The 18,611-nt window shown below is 66.5% G+C and carries 23 protein-coding genes (1 of these 23 running past the window's edge); 20 read left to right on the top strand and 3 right to left on the bottom strand.

What is annotated here, in order from left to right:
- Window positions 1–206: 206 nt before the first annotated feature.
- The 15 genes from ruvA (at window position 207) to NFE57_RS08125 (ending at window position 10,812) form a co-directional block, all read left to right on the top strand.
- Window positions 207–800, top strand: a complete 594-nt coding sequence (ruvA, locus tag NFE57_RS08190) for a Holliday junction branch migration protein RuvA (protein WP_252135088.1) — start codon at window positions 207–209, stop codon at window positions 798–800.
- Window positions 801–912: 112 nt separating this feature from the next.
- Window positions 913–1,947: a Holliday junction branch migration DNA helicase RuvB gene (gene ruvB, locus NFE57_RS08185; RefSeq protein WP_252135087.1), complete on the top strand. Its 1,035-nt coding sequence runs from the start codon at window positions 913–915 to the stop codon at window positions 1,945–1,947.
- A gap of 55 nt (window positions 1,948–2,002) precedes the next feature.
- A complete protein-coding gene (locus NFE57_RS08180) occupies window positions 2,003–2,470 on the top strand; it encodes a YbgC/FadM family acyl-CoA thioesterase (protein ID WP_252135235.1) in 468 nt (155 codons plus the stop codon).
- Window positions 2,467–3,159, top strand: a complete 693-nt coding sequence (tolQ, locus tag NFE57_RS08175; protein ID WP_252135086.1) for a protein TolQ — start codon at window positions 2,467–2,469, stop codon at window positions 3,157–3,159. The genes NFE57_RS08180 and tolQ overlap by 4 nt, the downstream gene beginning before the upstream one ends.
- A gap of 3 nt (window positions 3,160–3,162) precedes the next feature.
- Window positions 3,163–3,606, top strand: a complete 444-nt coding sequence (tolR, locus tag NFE57_RS08170; protein WP_252135085.1) for a protein TolR — start codon at window positions 3,163–3,165, stop codon at window positions 3,604–3,606.
- Window positions 3,607–3,622: 16 nt separating this feature from the next.
- Window positions 3,623–4,504, top strand: coding sequence for a cell envelope integrity protein TolA (gene tolA / locus NFE57_RS08165; protein ID WP_252135084.1), 882 nt, complete (start codon window positions 3,623–3,625; stop codon window positions 4,502–4,504).
- Window positions 4,505–4,517: 13 nt separating this feature from the next.
- Window positions 4,518–5,909 carry a Tol-Pal system beta propeller repeat protein TolB gene (gene tolB, locus NFE57_RS08160; RefSeq protein WP_252135083.1) on the top strand — a complete coding sequence of 464 codons (1,392 nt, stop codon included), beginning with the start codon at window positions 4,518–4,520 and terminating at the stop codon, window positions 5,907–5,909.
- An 83-nt stretch (window positions 5,910–5,992) separates the two neighbouring features.
- Complete coding sequence (gene pal / locus NFE57_RS08155; RefSeq protein ID WP_252135082.1) at window positions 5,993–6,517, top strand: peptidoglycan-associated lipoprotein Pal; 525 nt, start codon at window positions 5,993–5,995, stop codon at window positions 6,515–6,517.
- Window positions 6,518–6,664: 147 nt separating this feature from the next.
- A complete protein-coding gene (locus NFE57_RS08150; RefSeq protein WP_252135081.1) occupies window positions 6,665–7,561 on the top strand; it encodes an SPFH domain-containing protein in 897 nt (298 codons plus the stop codon).
- Between the two features lie 6 nt (window positions 7,562–7,567).
- Window positions 7,568–7,777, top strand: coding sequence for a type II toxin-antitoxin system antitoxin (locus NFE57_RS08145; RefSeq protein ID WP_252135080.1), 210 nt, complete (start codon window positions 7,568–7,570; stop codon window positions 7,775–7,777).
- Window positions 7,774–8,037 carry a hypothetical protein gene (locus NFE57_RS08140; protein ID WP_252135079.1) on the top strand — a complete coding sequence of 88 codons (264 nt, stop codon included), beginning with the start codon at window positions 7,774–7,776 and terminating at the stop codon, window positions 8,035–8,037. The genes NFE57_RS08145 and NFE57_RS08140 overlap by 4 nt, the downstream gene beginning before the upstream one ends.
- A gap of 71 nt (window positions 8,038–8,108) precedes the next feature.
- The gene (locus tag NFE57_RS08135; RefSeq protein WP_252135078.1) at window positions 8,109–9,326 is read left to right on the top strand and encodes a M20 metallopeptidase family protein; all 1,218 of its coding nucleotides are present in this window, start codon (window positions 8,109–8,111) and stop codon (window positions 9,324–9,326) included.
- Between the two features lie 107 nt (window positions 9,327–9,433).
- Window positions 9,434–10,189 carry a DMT family transporter gene (locus NFE57_RS08130; protein WP_353653885.1) on the top strand — a complete coding sequence of 252 codons (756 nt, stop codon included), beginning with the start codon at window positions 9,434–9,436 and terminating at the stop codon, window positions 10,187–10,189.
- A 21-nt stretch (window positions 10,190–10,210) separates the two neighbouring features.
- Entirely contained in the window at window positions 10,211–10,333 is a 123-nt protein-coding gene (locus NFE57_RS16765) for a hypothetical protein (RefSeq protein WP_353653883.1), read from the top strand.
- The gene (locus NFE57_RS08125) at window positions 10,330–10,812 is read left to right on the top strand and encodes a GNAT family N-acetyltransferase (RefSeq protein ID WP_252135077.1); all 483 of its coding nucleotides are present in this window, start codon (window positions 10,330–10,332) and stop codon (window positions 10,810–10,812) included. The genes NFE57_RS16765 and NFE57_RS08125 overlap by 4 nt, the downstream gene beginning before the upstream one ends.
- 21 nt (window positions 10,813–10,833) lie before the next feature.
- Here the strand turns inward: NFE57_RS08125 and ppa are convergent, their stop codons facing one another.
- Complete coding sequence (ppa, locus tag NFE57_RS08120) at window positions 10,834–11,373, bottom strand: inorganic diphosphatase (RefSeq protein ID WP_252135076.1); 540 nt, start codon at window positions 11,371–11,373, stop codon at window positions 10,834–10,836.
- Between the two features lie 83 nt (window positions 11,374–11,456).
- On the bottom strand, window positions 11,457–13,379 hold the full coding sequence (locus NFE57_RS08115; RefSeq protein WP_252135075.1) for a M61 family metallopeptidase: 1,923 nt from the start codon (window positions 13,377–13,379) through the stop codon (window positions 11,457–11,459).
- A 207-nt stretch (window positions 13,380–13,586) separates the two neighbouring features.
- On the opposite strand from NFE57_RS08115, the gene hisS reads away from it, so the two are divergent.
- From hisS to NFE57_RS08090, 5 genes are all read left to right on the top strand, one after another.
- On the top strand, window positions 13,587–14,918 hold the full coding sequence (gene hisS, locus NFE57_RS08110) for a histidine--tRNA ligase (RefSeq protein WP_252135074.1): 1,332 nt from the start codon (window positions 13,587–13,589) through the stop codon (window positions 14,916–14,918).
- Window positions 14,915–15,988, top strand: coding sequence for a peptide chain release factor 1 (prfA, locus tag NFE57_RS08105; protein ID WP_252135073.1), 1,074 nt, complete (start codon window positions 14,915–14,917; stop codon window positions 15,986–15,988). The genes hisS and prfA overlap by 4 nt, the downstream gene beginning before the upstream one ends.
- Window positions 15,981–16,832, top strand: coding sequence for a peptide chain release factor N(5)-glutamine methyltransferase (prmC, locus tag NFE57_RS08100; protein ID WP_286207741.1), 852 nt, complete (start codon window positions 15,981–15,983; stop codon window positions 16,830–16,832). The genes prfA and prmC overlap by 8 nt, the downstream gene beginning before the upstream one ends.
- A 257-nt stretch (window positions 16,833–17,089) precedes the next feature.
- On the top strand, window positions 17,090–17,839 hold the full coding sequence (locus tag NFE57_RS08095; protein ID WP_252135071.1) for a DUF4167 domain-containing protein: 750 nt from the start codon (window positions 17,090–17,092) through the stop codon (window positions 17,837–17,839).
- A gap of 182 nt (window positions 17,840–18,021) precedes the next feature.
- Window positions 18,022–18,450 carry a CBS domain-containing protein gene (locus tag NFE57_RS08090; RefSeq protein WP_252135070.1) on the top strand — a complete coding sequence of 143 codons (429 nt, stop codon included), beginning with the start codon at window positions 18,022–18,024 and terminating at the stop codon, window positions 18,448–18,450.
- Here NFE57_RS08090 and NFE57_RS08085 read toward each other — a convergent pair.
- On the bottom strand, window positions 18,438–18,611 hold the 3' portion of the coding sequence (locus NFE57_RS08085) for a lipopolysaccharide biosynthesis protein (protein ID WP_252135069.1). The gene runs 1,263 nt beyond the window's last position; 174 of the gene's 1,437 nt are visible here — the last part of the coding sequence; the start codon falls outside the window, past its right edge; the stop codon is at window positions 18,438–18,440. The genes NFE57_RS08090 and NFE57_RS08085 overlap by 13 nt on opposite strands.

Below are 18,611 nucleotides of genomic sequence, written 5' to 3'. Positions count from 1 at the left end.
CGCCACGGGCGCTCCCGTCCGAGGCGCGTCGATACCGGAACCTGCCGCGTGCCGAAAACGCGAAAGCCCTTTCCTACAGCCGCATGTTCCTGTTACGTACCCGATATGCCGGCCGGTTTCGCTCCTGATGCTTCGCTTGTGTCGTCGCTTCCCCGCGGTTGGGCAGCGCGCATTGTCGTTTTCCCGGAACGTTCGGAACCTTTGCGGTGATCGCGCACCTCACCGGCACGCTCGCCAGCGCGTCGCTCGATCATGCGGTGATCGACGTGAACGGCGTCGGCTATCTGGTCGGCGCGTCGGGGCGCACGCTGTCGGCGTTGCCCCCGGTCGGCGGCGCGGTGACGATCCATACCGAGATGCTGGTATCGGCCGATGCGATCCGCCTGATGGGGTTCGCCGATGCCGATGAACGCGACTGGTTCCGGCTCCTGACGACGGTGCAGGGCGTCGGCGCGCGCGTCGCGCTCGCGATCCTCTCGGTGCTCGCGCCCGCCGAGCTCCACGCCGCGATCGCCAAAGGCGACAAGGCGATGGTCACGCGCGCCAATGGCGTCGGCCCCAAGCTCGCCCAGCGCATCGTCAACGAATTGAAGGACAAGACCGGCGGGCTCGCGCTCGGCGGCGCGTCGGGCGCTGCGGCTCCCACCGGCGCCGGTGCCGATGCCGTCTCGGCGCTGCTCAACCTCGGTTTCAAACCCGCCGAAGCCACCGCCGCCGTCGCCGCCGCCGAGGAGGAACTCGGCAATGGTGCCACGCTCGACGCGCTGGTCCGGCTGGCGCTCAGAAAGGCGGCGAAGTGATGTCCCCCTCCCGCTTGCGGGAGGGGCTAGGGGAGGGCATGCCCTTGACGGCGATGCCCAAGTCTAGCCTACACGCTCTCCCCCGACCTCTCCCACAAGCGGGAGGGGCGGGGTGACTGATACCGATCGCCTCCTGACCGCCGAGCGCAAGCCCGAGGATATGGATGCCGCGCTGCGTCCCAAAAATCTCGACGAATTCGTTGGGCAAAAGGGCGCGCGCGAGAATCTGCGCGTGTTTATCGAGGCGGCGCGCCGGCGCGGCGATGCGCTCGATCATGTGCTCTTCTTCGGCCCGCCGGGGCTCGGCAAGACCACGCTCGCGCAGATCATCGCGCGCGAGATGGGGGTGGGTTTTCGCGCCACCTCGGGCCCCGTCATCGCCAAATCGGGCGATCTCGCGGCGCTGCTCACCAATCTCGAGGATGGCGACGTCCTGTTCATCGACGAGATCCACCGCCTCGCGCCCGCGGTCGAGGAAGTGCTCTATCCGGCGATGGAGGATCGCGCGCTCGATCTGATGATCGGCGAAGGCCCGTCGGCGCGCTCGGTCCGGATCGATCTGCCGCGCTTCACGCTGGTCGGCGCGACCACGCGGCAGGGGTTGCTGACGACGCCGCTGCGCGACCGCTTCGGCATCCCGGTGCGGCTCCATTTCTATACGGTGGATGAGCTCGAACACGTCGTCACCCGCGCCGCGCGGCTGCTCGATCTCCACATCGCTCCCGATGGCGCACACGAGATCGCCCGTCGCGCGCGCGGCACGCCGCGCATCGCCGGGCGGCTGCTGCGGCGGGTGCGCGATTTCGCCAATGTCGCGGGCACCCCCAGCGTCGATGCCAAAGCCGCCGATGCCGCGCTCAACCGGCTCGAAGTCGATAGCCTCGGGCTCGACGCGATGGATCGCCGCTATCTCCACATGATCGCCGACATCTATCGCGGCGGTCCGGTCGGCGTCGAAACGCTCGCCGCCGGCCTGTCCGAGCCGCGCGATACGGTCGAGGAAGTGATCGAGCCCTATCTGATCCAATTGGGGCTCGTCGCGCGCACCGCGCGCGGCCGCTGCCTCAACGCGGCGGGGTGGAAGCATCTCGGCCTCAACCCACCCGAGGGCAGCCAGGACGGCCTGTTCGATCAGGCGGGCAAATAGGCGCGGCCAACACGGCTTGCACGCCCGCGCTGCGTACCGCTACAGGCCGGAGACGATGGTGAATCCGGCTGCTGATATTCCCCCACAGGGCCGTTTCGTCGGGCGCGAGCACCGGTTCGGCTGCCGCGTCTATTTCGAGGACACCGATCTGTCGGGGGTCGTCTACCACGCCAATTACCTGCGCTATATGGAACGCGCCCGCTCGGACATGCTTCGGCTCGCCGGGGTCGATCAGCGCGCGGCGTGGGAAGAAGGGCTGGGCGCCTATGCGATCAGCGAATGCACGATCCGCTACCGCGCCCCCGCCCGGCTCGATGATGCACTGGTGGTCGTCTCTCGGCTCGTCGCGTACGGCGCGGCTTCCTGTCGCATTCATCAACGAGTAAGGCGCGATACCCTGTTACTGGCGGATGCGTCGGTGGTGGCGGCATTCGTCGCACCCTCCGGTCGGCCGGTCCGGCAACCCAAAAAATGGCTCGACCTTTTCGAGAGCCTGATCGCAGCAGAGGAAGACAATCCTTGAACCTGTTCTTCAATACCGACGCCGCCACGCTGTCGCCGATCGCCTTGTTCCTCCAGGCCGATTGGGTGGTGAAAATCGTGATGTTCGGCCTGCTGGCCGCCAGCATCTGGGTCTGGGCGATCATTTTCGGTTTCGGCCGCCGCATCGGCCAGTTGCGCCGGACCAGCGAGAAGTTCGAAAGCGATTTCTGGAAGGCCGACGACATCGATGCCTTCCACCGGATGCATAAGGACAGCACGCTGCCGATCGCGCGGGTGTTCGGCGCCGGCGTCTCCGAATGGCGCCGCTCGACCGGGGGCAAGACGATCGACCGTGCGGGCACGCGCGAACGGCTCGCCACCGCGATGGGGGCGGCGATCGCAACCGAGATTGATCGGTTGTCGGATCGGCTGAACGTGCTCGCGACGGTTGGCTCGGTGGCGCCGTTCGTCGGGCTGTTCGGCACCGTCTGGGGCATCATGCGCGCCTTCACCGGTATCGCGCAGGCGCAATCGTCGAGCCTCGCGGTGGTGGCGCCCGGCATCGCCGAGGCGCTGTTCGCGACCGCGATCGGCCTGTTCGCGGCGATCCCCGCGGTGATCGCGTACAACCGCTTCGGCCACGGCATCAACCGCGTCGAGGCCCGGCTCAATCGCTTCGCCGATGGTTTCCACACCACGCTCAGCCGCCAGCTTGAGGGGCAAGGCTAGCCGATGGCGACGAACCTTCCCTCGCAGCGCGGCCGCCGGCGGCGCCAAAGCGGGCCGATGTCGGAGATCAACGTCACGCCGCTGGTCGACGTGATGCTGGTGCTGCTCATCATCTTCATGGTCACCGCGCCGCTGCTTACCGCGGGCGTGCCGGTGAACCTGCCAGACAGCCGCGCCAACCCGCTCGATCAGGATCAACAGCCGATCCAGATCGCGCTCGACCAGAGCGGACGCGTGTTCATCGACGAGGATGAGATCCCCGCCGACGTGCTGCCGGGCCGGCTCCAGCAGATCGCCGCCGGGATTACCGGCGATCAGCCGCCGCAGATCTTCCTGCGCGCCGATCGTGCGCTCGATTACGGTCGTGTGATGCGCGTGATGGGCGAATTGAACCATGCCGGGCTCAACCGCGTCGCCTTGGTGACGACGGGCGAGGAGCGCGAGTGACGGGACGGACGGCCTGATGGATCGTGCGGAGAAAACCGGGCTCGGTGTCGCGATTGCGGGGCATGCCGTGCTGTTCGGCCTGCTCTCGGTCGGGTTTCTGGCAACCCCCAATCCGTCGAAGCTCGCGTCGTCGCCGATGGATGTCGTGCTGACCGACAATATCGGGCTCGAATCGAGCGCGCCGACGGCGACGCCGCCGGCCGAATCGGTCGCGCCCGATCTCGGTGCGCCCGAAGACGCCGCGGCGCCCGCTCCGGCGGAGGCCGCACCGCAACCCTTGCCGCCGACGCCGCAGCCCGAGGCCGCGCCGCCGCCCAAACCGGCGCCGGTCGCCACGCCGCAGCCGCCCAAGAAGGTCGCGCCGCAAAAGCCCGAGCCCGCCAAGCCGACGCCGGCCAAGCGCGAGGCCGCACCGCCCGCGAAGAAACCGTCGACCGCCAAGGCGACCGGCAGCGACAGCGCGTCGACGCGCGATCGTCCGCGCGGGTCGCGGCTCGGGGATGATTTCCTGAAGGGTATTTCGGATCAGCCGTCCGACAGCAAATCGCAGACGCCGAGTGCCGCCAATGTCAGCCCGCAGGTGCTCGCCGGGCTCGAGGCCGCGATCCGGCGGCAGATCCAGCCGTGCGCCGATCGGCAGGTCAATCCGGGGCCGGGCGCGAACGAGATCGTCACCGTGCTCAACCTGCGGCTCAACCGCAACGGCACGCTGACGGCCGAGCCGCGCGTGGTCCGGCAGGAAGGTGTCAATTCGGGCAATGCGCGTTATGGGCCGCGCGTGATCGATTTGGGGATTGCAGCGTTCAAGGGCTGTTCACCGTTGAAGCTGCCTCAGGAATATTATCAGACGTCGAACGGCGGCTGGAGCAATCTCAACTACCATTGGCAGCTCCGCTGAGGAGAAGGGGATCATGAAGCACCATTTCCGATTTGGGCGCCTGTTTGCCGCGATGTGCGCCACGCTCGTCGCGCTACCGGCCGCTGCGCAACAGACGGCTGCGCCGCCCAGCGCCGCGTTTCAGCAGGATCAGCAGGGTGGCGCCCCGCTGGAGGTGAGCGTCACCGGCGGCATCTCGGCGCCGATGCCGATCGCGATCCCGCCGCTGCCGACCCCGCAGGTCGCCAGCACGGCCGCCGGCACTACCGACGTGCTCGGGCAGAAGCTCGCCGATGTGATCGCCGACGATCTCCGCAATTCGGGGCTGTTCTCGCCCGTTGGCCGCAATGCGTTGCGCGCGATCGGCTTTCCCGAAGTGACCGCCCCGGCGTTCGATTATTGGGCGGGTTCGGGCGCGCAGGCGCTCGTCCAGGGCTATATCCGCGCCAATGGCGACGGCACGCTGACGGTCGGCTGCTATCTCTACGACGTGTTTGCGCGCAACGAACTGACGCGTCAGGGCTTTGTCGTCGCCCCCGCGGACTGGCGCCGCGCGGCACACAAATGCGCCGATATGGTCTATACCCGCCTCACCGGCGAAGGCCCCTATTTCGACAGCCGCGTCGTCTATGTTTCGGAAACCGGCCCCAAGGGCAACCGGATCAAGCGGCTCGCGATCATGGATCAGGATGGTGCCAACCACCGCTTTCTGACCAATGGCCAGTCGATCGTGCTGACCCCGCGTTTCGCGCCGAACCAGCAGTCGATCGTCTATATGAGTTTCGCCGATCGGCGGCAGTCGATCTACGTCTACGACATCGGATCGGGCCGTCAGCGGCTGGTGGTATCGACGCCCAACCTGACCTTCGGGCCGCGTTTCTCGCCCGATGGCCGATATATCCTGTTTTCGATGGCGGTTGGCGGCAACACCGACATCTATCGGGTCTCGGCATCGGGCGGCCAGCCGCAGCGGCTGACGACCTCGCCGGGAATCGATACCGGTGGCAGCTATTCGCCCGACGGCTCCAAAATCGTGTTCGAAAGCGATCGCTCGGGCGGGCAGCAGGTCTATGTGATGGATGCCAATGGCGGCAACCAGCGCCGGATCAGCTTCGGCGGCGGGCGCTATGCGACCCCGGTGTGGAGCCCGCGCGGCGATCTGATCGCGTTTACCAAATTGGGCGGCACCTTCCGCGTCGGCATCATGTCGCCATCGGGCGGGGGTGAAAAGATCCTCACCGACGGCTGGCAGGATGAAGGGCCGAGCTGGTCGCCCAACGGCCGCGTGCTGATGTTCTTTCGCACCAGTCAGGGCGGCCGCGGCACCGCGGACCTGTGGTCGGTTGACCTGACCGGGGTCAATGAACGTAAGGTGCCGACGCCGCTTGATGGATCGGATCCGGCATGGGGCCCCTTGCGCCCCTGAAGCGTTGACATAGAGTTTGTGACAGGCAATGGCTTCCGCGATCGAAGCGGGGGCGTAACGACCAAGATCGAGGGAGAATCGTGATGGCCAGACTGACGACCACACTCATTATCGGCACCGCACTTATCGCGGTTGCCGGTTGTTCCAAGAAGCGTCCCGAGACGCTGCCGCCCGCACCTAGCGAGACGGCACCATCGTACACTGACACGACGAGCCCGACCGGCCCGTCGACGAGCGGCGTCGTGCCCGGCTCGGCGGCCGATTTCCAGCGGTCGGTGACCGCGGATACGGTGCATTTCGGGCTCGACCAATATGACATCGATTCGGAATCGCGCGCGATCCTCGACAGCCAGGCCGCCTGGCTGATGAAATACCCCAACGTCCGCGTGACGATCGAAGGGCATTGCGACGAGCGCGGCACGCGCGAGTACAACCTCGCGCTGGGCGATCGTCGCGCCAACGCGGCCAAGAACTATCTTGCGTCGCGCGGTGTCGACGCGTCGCGGCTGACCACGGTCAGCTACGGCAAGGAACGTCCGGTTGCGATGGGTTCGGACGAAGCGAGCTGGGCGCAGAACCGGCGCGCGGTAACCGTCGTTATCGGCTGATTCGAACGCTTTTGCGTTCCCAGAGGGCGCCGCCGGGACCGACGGGTTCCGGCGGCGTTTTCATATGGGCGGTCTTGCGACAAAATCGGTTTGCCAGCGCCATCGAAACAATATAATGATGATATCATCTTTTAAGGGGTGATCATCATGACGCAAGCGGTGTCCCAGATTCTCAATCGCTCGGCCGAGCAGCGCGTCTCGTCGTCGAACGGCTATGGCATGTTGGTGGTCGAGGTCGCGGCGATCGCCGCGGGCGTGTACGGCGCGACCTGGCTGCAAACGGCGCCCGCGATCGGCGGCGGTATCATCGCGGCCGCGGTGGCGGTGGCAGCGTTCGTCCTGATCGGCTTTTACATGATCCAGCCCAACCAGGCGGTCGCGATCACCTTGTTCGGCGCCTATAAGGGCACCGATCGCGCCTCGGGGCTGCGCTGGGTGCTGCCATGGATGATGCGCAAGAAGATGTCGGTGCGCGCCAACAACGTGATTTCGGACAAGATCAAGGTCAACGATCTGCGCGGCAATCCGATCGAAATGGCCGCGCAAGTGGTGTGGCGCGTTACCGATACGGCGCAGGCGCTGTTCGATGTCGATGATTACAAGGCGTTCGTGAACGTCCAGATCGAGGCGGCGGTGCGCACGATCGGCTCGCGCTACCCTTATGACGATTTCGAGCATCAGGAAGTCACGCTGCGCGGCAATCATGAGCAGATCGGCGGCGAATTGCGCGACGAACTGATCGCCCGGCTCGAGGTCGCGGGCATCACCGTTGACGAATGCGGCTTCACCCACCTGGCCTATGCGCCCGAAATTGCCGGGGCGATGCTGCGCCGTCAGCAGGCGCAGGCGGTGGTGGCGGCGCGCCAGACGCTTGTCGAAGGCGCGGTCGGGATGGTCGAGATGGCGCTGGCGCAGCTTTCCGCGAAGGATGTGGTCGAACTCGACGACGAGCGCCGCGCGTCGATGGTGTCGAACCTGATGGTGGTGCTGTGCGGCGACCGCGACGCGCAGCCGGTCGTCAACACCGGCACGCTCTATCAGTAGCGAATCGTGGCGGTCCCGGCGAAAAAAGCGTTTGCTCTGCGTCTCGATCCCGCGCTCCACGCGGCGATCGAGCGCACGGCGGCGGCCGATCTGCGCAGCGTCAACGCGCAGGTCGAATGCCTGCTGCGCGAGGCGCTGGCGCGGCGCGGCGTCAAACTGGCGGACCCCAGGCCTCCTCGGCGCGGCCGTCCGCCCAAACAGGAGCGGGAAGCATGAGTGCATTCAAACGTTGGGCCACGGTGCGCGACGGTTATTGGTTCGCCCCCAAATTGTTCGGGATCGGCGCCACTCCGGTGACGTGGCAGGGCTGGGCGTTGACGCTCGGTTTCGTGGTGCTGCTGATCGCCGCGATCCGGCTGCTGCCCAGCGATACGACGCGCATCATCGTCGCGGTGGTGCTGACGCTGACCTTCATCGTCATCAGCTGGCGCAAGACCGACGGCGGCTGGGGCTGGCACTGGGGGCTGCCCGATTGAACCGCTTTGCGTGGGCCCTTCGATCGGCCTAGCATCGCGGGCAACAGACCAGCTTGCCGGGAGTCGAAGCGATGAACGCGGAACTGAACACCGATTGGAGCGCCGCGGGCGAGGCCGAACTCGCTGATGTGATCGCGCTTCGTCGTGCGATCCATGCCGAGCCCGAGATCGGGCTCCATTGCCCGCGCACCACCGCCAAGCTCAAGGCCGCGATCGCCGATCTGCCGCTCGAGATTCGCGATGGCCCGTCGACCACCGGTTTCGTCGCGATCCTGCGCGGGCGCAGCGACAACGGCCGCACCGTGCTGCTGCGCGGCGACATGGATGCGCTGCCGATGCAGGAGGAAACCGGGCTGCCTTATGCCTCAACCGTGCCGGGCGCGATGCACGCGTGCGGGCACGATTCGCACAGCGCGATGCTGGTGGGTGCGGCGCGGGCCTTGTGCGCCCGCAAGGACGATCTGGCCGGTACCGTCGTGTTCATGTTCCAGCCCGGCGAGGAAGGGCATCACGGCGCCGAGTTCATGATCAAGGACGGGCTGCTCGACGATCCCGCGCCCGATGCCGCGTTCGCGCTTCACATCACCCCCAATGCGCCCGCCGGCGTGTTCGTCGGCCGGCCGGGCCCCTTGCTCGCTTCCGCCGACACGCTGATCGCGACGATCAAGGGGCGGGGTGGCCACGCCGCGATGCCGCACGATTGTATCGATCCGATTCCCGTGGCCTGCGAGATCGTCACCGCGCTCCAGACCTATATCGCGCGGCAGGTGCCCGTCACCGATCCGGCGGTGCTGACGATCGCTAGGATCGAGGCGGGCTCGACGCACAACATCATCCCCGGCGAAGCGAAGCTGCTCGGCACGCTGCGCACGCTGTCGGAGGAGACGCGCGCCAAGGCACAGGCGGCGTTCAGGCGCATCGTCACCCATATCGCCGCCGCGCACGGCTGTGAGGGCGAGTCGGTGATCGAGCAGGGCTATCCGGTGACGATGAACGACGCGCGCGCCACCGCGATGATGCAGGGCGTGGCCGAGCATCTCGGCGGCGAGCAGGGCTGGCACCGGATGCCGGCGCCGATGATGGGTGCGGAGGATTTCTCCTACGTGCTCCGCAAGGTACCCGGTGCGATGGCGTTCATCGGCGTCGCGCCCGTGGGCAGCAACCCGCTCACCAACCCGCCGCTCCACAACACGCGGATGACGATCGAAGAGGATGTGATGGCGCGCGGCATCGCCATGCATTGCGCCATCGCCGAACGTTTCCTTGAACAGGGGCTGGGCCAGAACTAGCACGCGCGATCAGATCCTAACCCCACGCGCCCTGCCGCCGGATGCCGTGGGGCTGCGGCCCCCACCATGACGATGCAGGAGCATGTGTTGCCGTCAGTCATCGTGCCATGACCGCGCCCGTACCGCCTGCGCGCGCCTTTGCCGTGGGCGTGCTCGGCATCGCCGTCTTCTCGTGCATGGACGCGCTGATGAAGGCGCTGGTGATCGCGATCGGGCTGTACGACACGATGTTCTGGCGCAGCATCATCGCGGCCGGGTTCACCGCCGCGCTGTGGTGCGCGCTGCACCGGCGCCGGCCGAGCCGCACGGCGTTACGCCTCCACCTCATCCGCGGTACGGTCTCCACGCTGATGGCGCTGCTGTTCTTCTGGGGGTTGGCCCGCGTGCCGATGGCGCAGGCGATCGCCTTGACCTATGTCGCGCCACTGGTCGCGCTCGGGCTGGCGGCGCTGTTGCTGCGCGAACATGTATCACGGGCCGCGATCGGCGCGTCGCTCATCGCCTTTGCCGGGGTCGGGCTGATCCTGATCGGGCAGTCGCGCGCGGCATTGGGGCACGATGCCTTCGTCGGTGCGATCGCGATCCTCGTCTCGGCGGTCTGTTACGCGTGGAACATCATCCTGATGCGCCAGCAGTCGCTCGCCGCCGCGCCGATCGAGATCATCTTCTTCCAGAGCCTTGTCGTTGCGGTGCTGCTGGCCCTGCCCGCGCCGTGGCTGGCCTCGCCGCTGCCGCTCGATCACGCGCCCGCGCTGATCCTCGCGGCCTTTCTCTCGACCGCGTCGCTCGGCCTGCTTGCCTGGGCCTATACGCATGCGCCCGCGAGCTACCTTGCGCCCACCGAATATACGTCGTTCCTGTGAGCAACGCTGTTCGGCTACACGGTGTTCGGGGAGCTGGTCTCGCTGTGGACGATTGCCGGTGCGGCGCTGATCGTCGCCGGCTGCATCGCCGCCGCCCGTCGCCGACCCCAGGCCTTTGCCGATCCCGAGCCGATGGTGCCATGACGCTGACGATCCGCCCCGCGACCCCCGATGACGTACCGACGATCCTGCTACTCGTGCGCGAGCTGGCGGTGTTCGAGCGCGCACCCGATGCGGTGGACGCCACCGAGCCGATGCTCGCCGAGGCGCTGTTCGGTGTGCATCCCGCCGCCGAAGCCGTGCTCGCGACGCGCGATGGCGTGGCGCAGGGCTTTGCGCTGTTCTTCCACAATTTCTCGACCTGGACGGGGCGGCGCGGGCTGTATCTCGAGGATCTCTACGTCACGCCCGAGGCACGCGGCGCGGGCGTCGGCACCGCCTTGCTGCGGCACCTCGCCGGGATCGCCCTCGATCGGGGCTGCGGCCGGTTCGAATGGGCGGTGCTCGACTGGAACCAACCCGCCAAGGCCTTTTACGCGCAGATGGGTGCCGAGCTGCTCGACGAATGGCGGATCGGACGCGCGGCGGGTGACGCGCTCGTCCGGCTTGCGGGCCGCGGCTGAGCGCGGCCCCGACTCACAAAATCAGGCGGCCTTCTGGCCGTTGGCGCGCTCGATCGCTTCGAGCACGATCCGCTTGGCTTCCTCGGCATCGCCCCATTTGCCGACCCGCACCCACTTTTCGGGCTCCAGGTCTTTGTAATGGGTGAAGAAATGCTCGATCTGCTGGAACACGATCTCGGGCAGATCGTCCTTCTCGCCAACATCGGTATAATAAGGGAAGGTCGCATCGACGGGGACGCAGATCAGCTTCTCGTCGCCGCCATGCTCGTCCTCGAGGTGGAGCACCGCGATCGGGCGCGCGCGCACGACACAGCCGGGCACGAACGGCGAGCGCGCGACGACCAGCGCGTCGATCGGATCGCCATCGGGCGACAGCGTGTGGGGCACGAAGCCGTAATTGGCCGGATAGCGCATCGGCGTATGGAGGATGCGATCGACGAACAGCGCGCCGGATTTCTTGTCGAACTCGTATTTCACGGGCTCGCCGCCGACGGGCACTTCGATGATGACGTTGAGGCTTTCGGGGGGATTGTCGCCGATCGGCACCATGTCGATACGCATTGGTTTTCCTCTTTGAACACACACGATAACCGGCCCGCTCCCCGCAAGGAGCGAGCCGCGAATATAACGACTGAAATGGCCCGTTAGGGGCGCGGTGCGAGCAGCCGGTCGAGCCCGGTTTCTCCCTTGCCCGTCTTTTCGAGGCGCGGATAGCGCAAGCCCTCGTGATAGTCGATGGCGATATCCTTGTAGAGATCGCCGGCTTTCACGAGCAGCCGGATCGGCGTTTTGTTCGTCTTGGCGTCGCGGATCGCATTGTTTAGCCGGTCACCCGAGAAGGCGGCGCCGTTCACCGCCGTGATCGCGTCGCCCACGTCGAGCCCCGCCTTGAACGCCGGGCTGTTCCAGATCACCGTCGAAATCGCGCCCTTATCGTCGGTGCCGAGCCCGAGCGAGTGGGTCGCGTCGATGCGACCATAGTTTTTCTGGATCTGTTTCAGATAGTTGGTCGGCTGATCGGTATAGACCAGTTTGTAGCCATTGTTGGTGAAGCCGCTGAGCGGCGCGCGGTCGCTGGTGTCGTTGAGCCGGGCGGTCAGCAGGCCGCGCCAGTCATAGGGCTGGATGGCGTCGAGCGTCGCGACCACATCGTCGAATGTATACGGCAGCACGCCCCAGTCACCGTCGCGCACGCCGAAGAACGCACGGGCGAAATCGTCGATCGATTTCTTGCCGCCGGATTGCTGGCGCAGGATCGAATCGACCTCCATCCACACCAGCAGCCCCTCGTTATAATAATCTTCGGAGCGCTGATAATTGGTCCAGCCCTTGGGCCGGCGCTGCGAGATGATCGGATCGTTGGTGGTATCGATCAGCGGCCGCCACGCGCGGCCCGGCGTATTGTCGTAATTCGCGGCGATATAGGCGTAGGCGTCGAGCGTATCCTGCTTCGACACCAGCCCCGAGCGCGCCTGGAGCACATAGCCCCAGAATTGCGTCTGGCCTTCATAGACCCACAGCCCCGAATCGCGCATCGGCACCGAATAATTGGGGGTCCACAATTCGGCCGGGCGACGGAATTTGCCGTCCCAGCTATGCGTATATTCGTGCGGCAGCAGGTTGCGCGCGGGCACCTGATTGTTCCAGTTGGTGAAATAGCCGGTGTCGACGCCGTTTTCCGAACTGCGGTGATGCTCGAGCCCGATCCCGCCGAGATTGTCCGAGATCGACAGCAGAAAATGGTAATTGTCATAATGCTGCGCGCCGAAGGTCTTCACCGCCTGCGTGACCAGTCGTTTGTGCGCGTCGATCTGCTCGGGGGTGGCCTTGAGTTCGTCGGGCGTGTCGGCGACGACATCGAGCGACACGCGTTCCGACAGCGGCCAGCTCCTGGTGTATTTGCCCGCAATCGTCGGCGAATCGATCAGCGTCTCATAATCGGTTTGCTGATAGGCATAGGTCGCGCCGGTCGCGGTTGCGGGCAGCCCCGAATAGGCGGTCCACCCGGTTGGGTACTTTACCGTCGCGGCAACCGGGATGCCCCGCGTGAAATAGCCCGCGGGATAGAAGCTCACTGTATTCCATTGCAGGCTCAGCATCTCGGGTGTCATCTGGATGCGGCCCTGATTGGGCTTGGTCGCCGACAGATAGGTGAAGCTGATCTCGATCGCCGCCGCACCCTCGGGCACGTCGATATGATAGGCGTACATATCCACCTTGTCGCGCGTCCACGGCAGCACCTTGCCGTTTGCGCGGAACACCAGCCCTGCAACCTTGTCGACCGGGCCCGAGGGCGAGTGATGCCCCGGCAGCCACTTCGGATAGAGCAGCGTGGTCGGCCCGGCCTTCGCCACGGGGATGCGCTGCGTCACCTTGAACAACCCTTGCGTGGGGTCGCTGGCGTCGACGTTGAGCGTGATCGTACCCGGATAGGGCGTGTCGACCGGGGCCGGGATGGTGTCGGCGAACGGTACCGGCTGCGGCTTTGAATTGGTGACCTGCGCGGCGGTGGGGAAGGCCGCGGTCGAGGCAAGCAGCGCCAGCGCGACAAGGACAGTACGAGACATGGAAGGCCTTTCGGCAGAAGGAGGATGCGACAGGCTTAGGATGCAGTGCGCTTAGGCGGCAACCCTCGAACCGTGCTTTTCCCGCGATCAGTGGCGTAATGCCAACACCTTGCGCCGCCCAAGCGGGTGTGTCCGCTACGCCTGGCCGCGGCGGCGTGACGAAAAGCTGGCGATTTGACGGCGCCTCGCATAGAGAACGCCGCGCTTATGGCTCGCATCGACACCCCCAATCGCATCCGCGGCACGCAGGATATTTTCGGCGAGGACGAGCGGCGTTTCGCGCGCGTCGTCGAGGCGTTCGATCGCGTCCGCCGGCTTTATTGTTTCCAGCGGCTCGAAATCCCGGTGTTCGAATCGACCGCGGTCTTCGCCCGGTCGCTCGGCGAGACCACCGATGTGGTCTCGAAAGAGATGTATACCTTCGAGGATCGCGGCGGCGATTCGATCACGCTTCGTCCCGAATTTACCGCAGGCATCGCGCGCGCCTTCGTCACCGAGGGCTGGCAGCAATATGCCCCGCTCAAGCTCGCGACCTCGGGGCCGGTGTTCCGGTACGAGCGCCCGCAAAAGGGCCGCTTCCGCCAGTTTCACCAGCTCGACGCCGAGATCATCGGGGCGCCCGAGCCCGCAGCCGATGTCGAACTGCTGACGCTCGCCGATCAATTGCTCCACGAATTGGGTATCGCCGAGGGGGTGACGCTCCAGCTCAATACGCTGGGGGATGCCGCAACGCGCGAGGCGTGGCGCGGCGCGCTGGTCGCGCATTTCGAGGCGCATCGCGGCGATCTTTCCGAAGACAGCCTCGCGCGGCTCGACAAGAACCCGTTGCGCATCCTCGATTCGAAAGACCCGCGCGATCGGCCGATTGCCGATGCCGCGCCCGATATCGATGCGCACCTCACCAGCGAGGCGGGCGCATTCTTCGAAGCGGTGACGCGCGGGCTCGATGCTGCGGGCGTCGCCTGGGCCCGCAACAGCCGGCTGGTGCGCGGGCTCGATTATTATCGCCACACCGCGTTCGAATTCGTCACCGATCGGCTGGGCGCGCAAGGCACCGTGCTCGCGGGCGGGCGCTATGACGGGCTGATCGAAAGCCTCGGCGGCCATCCCACGCCGGGCGTCGGCTGGGCGGCCGGGATCGAACGGCTGGCGATGCTGATCGACGCGCCGGAGCGTGAGGCCCCTTGGTTAGTCGTTGTGGTCGAAGACGACGATCTAAACTACGTGGGCACGCGGCTGCTCTCTGCGTTTAGGCGCCGTTTGAAGGTGCCGGTAGATATCGTGGCGACCGGATCGGTCAGGAAGCGGTACGATAAGGCGGTCAAGCTCGGGGCAAATGCCATTCTTTCTGTGAACGCGAACTTGTTGGCAACCGACGAATGCGCGCGAGCAAAACTCAGGGAAATTCCGGATCGAGTCGGTCTTGGTGGAACCCTGAGGGAAGAAATTCAGAACGCTGTCGATAGCGTCTATTCTATTTCTGGCTCGCAAAATGATCTCGTGTTCTTTCACGAGGTGGGGCTGCGGCCGAAATCGTGACCCATATCTCGCCCGAACGGATCGCGCAGATCGAGGCGCGGCGGGACGAGTTGCAGGCGCTGATGGCGACCGGCGATCTTCCCGGCGACCGCTTCGTTCAGGTCTCGAAGGAATATGCCGAGCTGGAGCCGGTCGCGGCCGCGGCGGGCGATGTCCGGCGGCTGCGCGCCGAAGCGGTTAGCCTCGAGCATATGACGACCGAGGCCGATGCCGAATTGCGCGCGATGGCCGCCGAGGAACTGGCCGACAATCAGGCCAGGCTCGATGTGGCCGAACGTGCGCTCGCGCTCGCGCTGCTGCCGCGCGACGCCGCCGATGAACGCGCGGCGATGCTCGAGATCCGCGCCGGCACCGGCGGCGATGAAGCCGCGCTGTTCGCGGGCGACCTGTTCCGCATGTACCAGCGCTATGCCGATGCGCGCGGCTGGAAGGTCGAATTGATCTCGGCTTCACCCTCGGATGCCGGAGGATATAAGGAAGTCGTCGCCAGCGTCGCGGGCTCGGGTGTGTTCGCGCGGCTCAAGTTCGAAAGCGGCGTCCACCGCGTTCAACGCGTGCCGGTGACCGAATCGGGCGGGCGCATCCACACGTCGGCGGCGACGGTCGCGGTGCTGCCCGAGGCCGAGGAAGTCGACGTTCATATCGACGACAAGGATCTGCGGATCGACGTCTATCGCTCGTCGGGGCCCGGCGGCCAGTCGGTCAACACCACCGATTCGGCGGTCAGGATCACGCATCTTCCCAGCGGGCTCGTCGTCATCCAGCAGGACGAGAAGTCGCAGCACAAGAACAAGGCCAAGGCGCTCCGCGTGCTCCGCACCCGGCTCTACGAGGCCGAGCGCGAACGGCTGCACGCCGAACGTTCGGGCACGCGCCGCGCGATGGTCGGCTCGGGCGACCGCTCCGAACGCATCCGCACTTATAATTTCCCGCAAGGCCGCGTCACCGATCACCGCATCAACCTGACGCTCCACCGCCTGCCCGAAATCCTCGAAGGCGAGATGGACGAGCTGGTGGGTGCGCTGATCGCCGAGGACGAGGCTCAGCGGCTGGCCGCGATCGATGGCTGAGCAATTCGCATCCTCCCCGCTTTTGGGGGAGGGTGTTGTGCGGCGCGTGCTGGCACGCGCCACCGCCGATCTTGCCGCGGTCTCGGATAGCCCCCGCCTCGATGCCGAACTGCTGATGGCGCACGCGCTCGGCATCACGCGTGAACGGCTCCTGCTCGGTCGACTCGACGATCCGGTGCCGCCCGCCTTCGCGGCCCTCCTCGCGCGCCGCCTGCAGCATGAACCGATCGCCTACATCACCGGTACCCGCGCATTCTGGACGATCGAGCTTGCGGTTGGCCCCGGCGCGCTGATCCCGCGGCCTGACAGTGAGACGCTGATTGAGGCCGCGGTTGAACATTTCGCCCGTCGCCCGCCTGCTACGATCCTCGATCTCGGCACCGGCCCCGGCACCCTGCTGCTCGCGGCGCTCGATCAATGGCCGAACGCGACCGGGCTCGGCGTCGATCGCAGCGGCGCGGCATTGGCGATGGCGCGTGCCAATGCGACGCGGCTGGGCAGCGCCGATCGCGCCCGGTTCGCCGAGGGCGATTGGGCGACGGGCATCGCCGGTCCATTCGATCTCGTCCTCGCCAACCCGCCTTATATCGGCACGGTGGAGGCGCTGCCGGCAGAGGTCCGCGAGTATGAGCCCGCCGCCGCGCTCTATGCCGGCACCGACGGGCTCGACGCCTATCGCGCGATCGTTCCCGATCTGCCGCGGCTGATCGCGCCTGGCGGCGTCGCGATTCTCGAGATCGGGCACGCACAGGCCGAGGCCGTCGGCGCGCTGGTCGGCGGGCTGGGGCGGACATGGCAATTGCGGCGCGATCTCGCGGGCAGGCCGCGCGCGATCGTTACTTGAAGGCTTGTTGATCGCTCCCCATATTTCCTCTTGGCGAGCCGTTCCGCGCGAGCTAAGGGTGAAGGCGGGGCTGGCACCTTCAACCATGTCGTTGAATAGAGGCCGTTGATCCACACCACCGTCATGAAGCCGCTGACGTCCGGCGGCCGTGGCAGCTTGATCGTGCTGCGTTAAGAGGCGCGATTCATGCGGGAAACGCGCATCCCGATGATTGCGCAGGACCAGGTTAGTTCACTGGACACAAGGACCATTAGACGTTGATGAACAATCGGCAGGTCGGCCGCCGTCGCGGTCGTGGCGGACAGCGTCCGCAGCAGGGCAATCCGCAAGGCGGCAATCGCATCGACAACCGCGCGCGAGGCAATGCGAATCAACTCTACGAGAAATACAAGAATCTGGCGCGTGACGCGCAGATGCAGGGCGATCGCGTCAACACCGAATATTATCTGCAATTTGCCGATCACTACTTCCGGGTGCTGAACGAGAGCCGGTCGCGCGCCGAGGAGAATCAGAACCAGAACCAGCGCCGTGGGCGCGACGATCAGGACGATGAATCCTATATCGAGGACGAGGGCGAGGAGCAGCGCGGCGACGACCAGCAGCGCCGCAGCGCTCGCCGCGCGCAGGACGACGATGGCGAGCGCCCGGATCGGCCGGACCGTCAGGAACGCGCCGATCGCCCCGAACGTCAGGAGCGCCGCCCGGTCCGGGCGCGTGACCGCGAAGAGAGCGCCGAGCGTGCGCAGCCGGAGGCCGCCGCGCCGGCGACCGCTGAGCCCGTGGTCGCGCCCGCGCAGGACGATGCACCGCCTGCGCCGCGTCGCCGGGGGCGTCCGCGTCGCGAAACCGTCGAGGCTGCCGATGCTGCGCCGGCAAACGAAGCGGCGGAGAGCGCCGCGATCGATGCCGATCGCCTGCCGCCGGCGCTGGGCGCCGACGAGGGCGAGGAAAAGCCGCGCCGTCGCCGCGGCCGCCCGCCTGCAAGCGAGGCGCTCGCCGCCGAGTGATCGGCCCCGCGAGGGTGATATCAAGGGCCGGCGCCATCGTGGAGCCGGCCCTTTTTCATTGCCGCGATCGCACGGTGGCTGGTTGTGGCGATTGCGCCCTGTCCGTGTCGTCCCGCTTCCCATATCGGTCCGCGCGTGAGAGACTTCGCCGTCGGATTCGGATGAGTGGAAGGAGACCAGCCATGACGATCGCAGCTATTCTGGCGGGCAAGGGGCACGAGGTGGTGACGGTCACCGCCGATCATTCGGTTGCCGACGCGCTGGCGGTGCTTGCCGATCGCCGGATCGGCGCGGTCCCGGTGATGGCCGACGATGGTGTCGCGGGGGTGTTTTCCGAACGCGACGTGATTCTCTGCCTCGCGCGCGAGGGCGCCAGCGCGCTCGACAAGAGCGTCGGCGAGGTGATGACCACCCCCGCGGTCATCGTGGCGCCGGGCGATCGCGCGCTGGCGGGGCTGTCGCTGATGACGCGGCGGCGCATCCGCCATCTGCCGGTGGTTGATGGCGGTCACCTTGTCGGCCTCGTCTCGATCGGCGATCTCGTGAAATATCGGATCGACAAGATCGAGGCCGATGCGGCTGCGATGCGTGACTATATTCAGTCGGTTTGAGCGGGGAGCCGCTTGCGGAACACCAGTGCGGTGAGTTCGGTGACCGCGTCGCGCGCGAAGAGCAGCATCCACGCGCCATAGAGCGCTGCGCCCGCCGTCACCAGGATCGCGAGATTGGCGACTGGCGCCAGCGGCGGCAGTACGCCTTTCAGCAGCGTCAC

Source organism: Hephaestia sp. MAHUQ-44 (assembly GCF_023806085.1).
GTDB lineage: Bacteria > Pseudomonadota > Alphaproteobacteria > Sphingomonadales > Sphingomonadaceae > Sphingomonas.
Note: the sequence above shows the minus strand (reverse complement) of the source record. Positions and strands in the feature narration are given on the sequence as shown.

Bases quoted from the DNA above. Each gene is read 5' to 3' on its own strand.
- NFE57_RS08180 (WP_252135235.1), top strand. From the start codon at position 2,003: ATGGTGAATCCGGCTGCTGATATTCCCCCACAGGGCCGTTTCGTCGGG.
- tolR (WP_252135085.1), top strand. From the start codon at position 3,163: ATGGCGACGAACCTTCCCTCGCAGCGCGGCCGCCGGCGGCGCCAAAGC.
- tolA (WP_252135084.1), top strand. From the start codon at position 3,623: ATGGATCGTGCGGAGAAAACCGGGCTCGGTGTCGCGATTGCGGGGCAT.
- tolB (WP_252135083.1), top strand. From the start codon at position 4,518: ATGAAGCACCATTTCCGATTTGGGCGCCTGTTTGCCGCGATGTGCGCC.
- pal (WP_252135082.1), top strand. From the start codon at position 5,993: ATGGCCAGACTGACGACCACACTCATTATCGGCACCGCACTTATCGCG.
- NFE57_RS08150 (WP_252135081.1), top strand. From the start codon at position 6,665: ATGACGCAAGCGGTGTCCCAGATTCTCAATCGCTCGGCCGAGCAGCGC.
- NFE57_RS08140 (WP_252135079.1), top strand. From the start codon at position 7,774: ATGAGTGCATTCAAACGTTGGGCCACGGTGCGCGACGGTTATTGGTTC.
- NFE57_RS08135 (WP_252135078.1), top strand. From the start codon at position 8,109: ATGAACGCGGAACTGAACACCGATTGGAGCGCCGCGGGCGAGGCCGAA.
- NFE57_RS08130 (WP_353653885.1), top strand. From the start codon at position 9,434: ATGACCGCGCCCGTACCGCCTGCGCGCGCCTTTGCCGTGGGCGTGCTC.
- NFE57_RS08125 (WP_252135077.1), top strand. From the start codon at position 10,330: ATGACGCTGACGATCCGCCCCGCGACCCCCGATGACGTACCGACGATC.
- ppa (WP_252135076.1), bottom strand. From the start codon at position 11,373: ATGCGTATCGACATGGTGCCGATCGGCGACAATCCCCCCGAAAGCCTC.
- NFE57_RS08115 (WP_252135075.1), bottom strand. From the start codon at position 13,379: ATGTCTCGTACTGTCCTTGTCGCGCTGGCGCTGCTTGCCTCGACCGCG.
- hisS (WP_252135074.1), top strand. From the start codon at position 13,587: ATGGCTCGCATCGACACCCCCAATCGCATCCGCGGCACGCAGGATATT.
- prmC (WP_286207741.1), top strand. From the start codon at position 15,981: ATGGCTGAGCAATTCGCATCCTCCCCGCTTTTGGGGGAGGGTGTTGTG.
- NFE57_RS08090 (WP_252135070.1), top strand. From the start codon at position 18,022: ATGACGATCGCAGCTATTCTGGCGGGCAAGGGGCACGAGGTGGTGACG.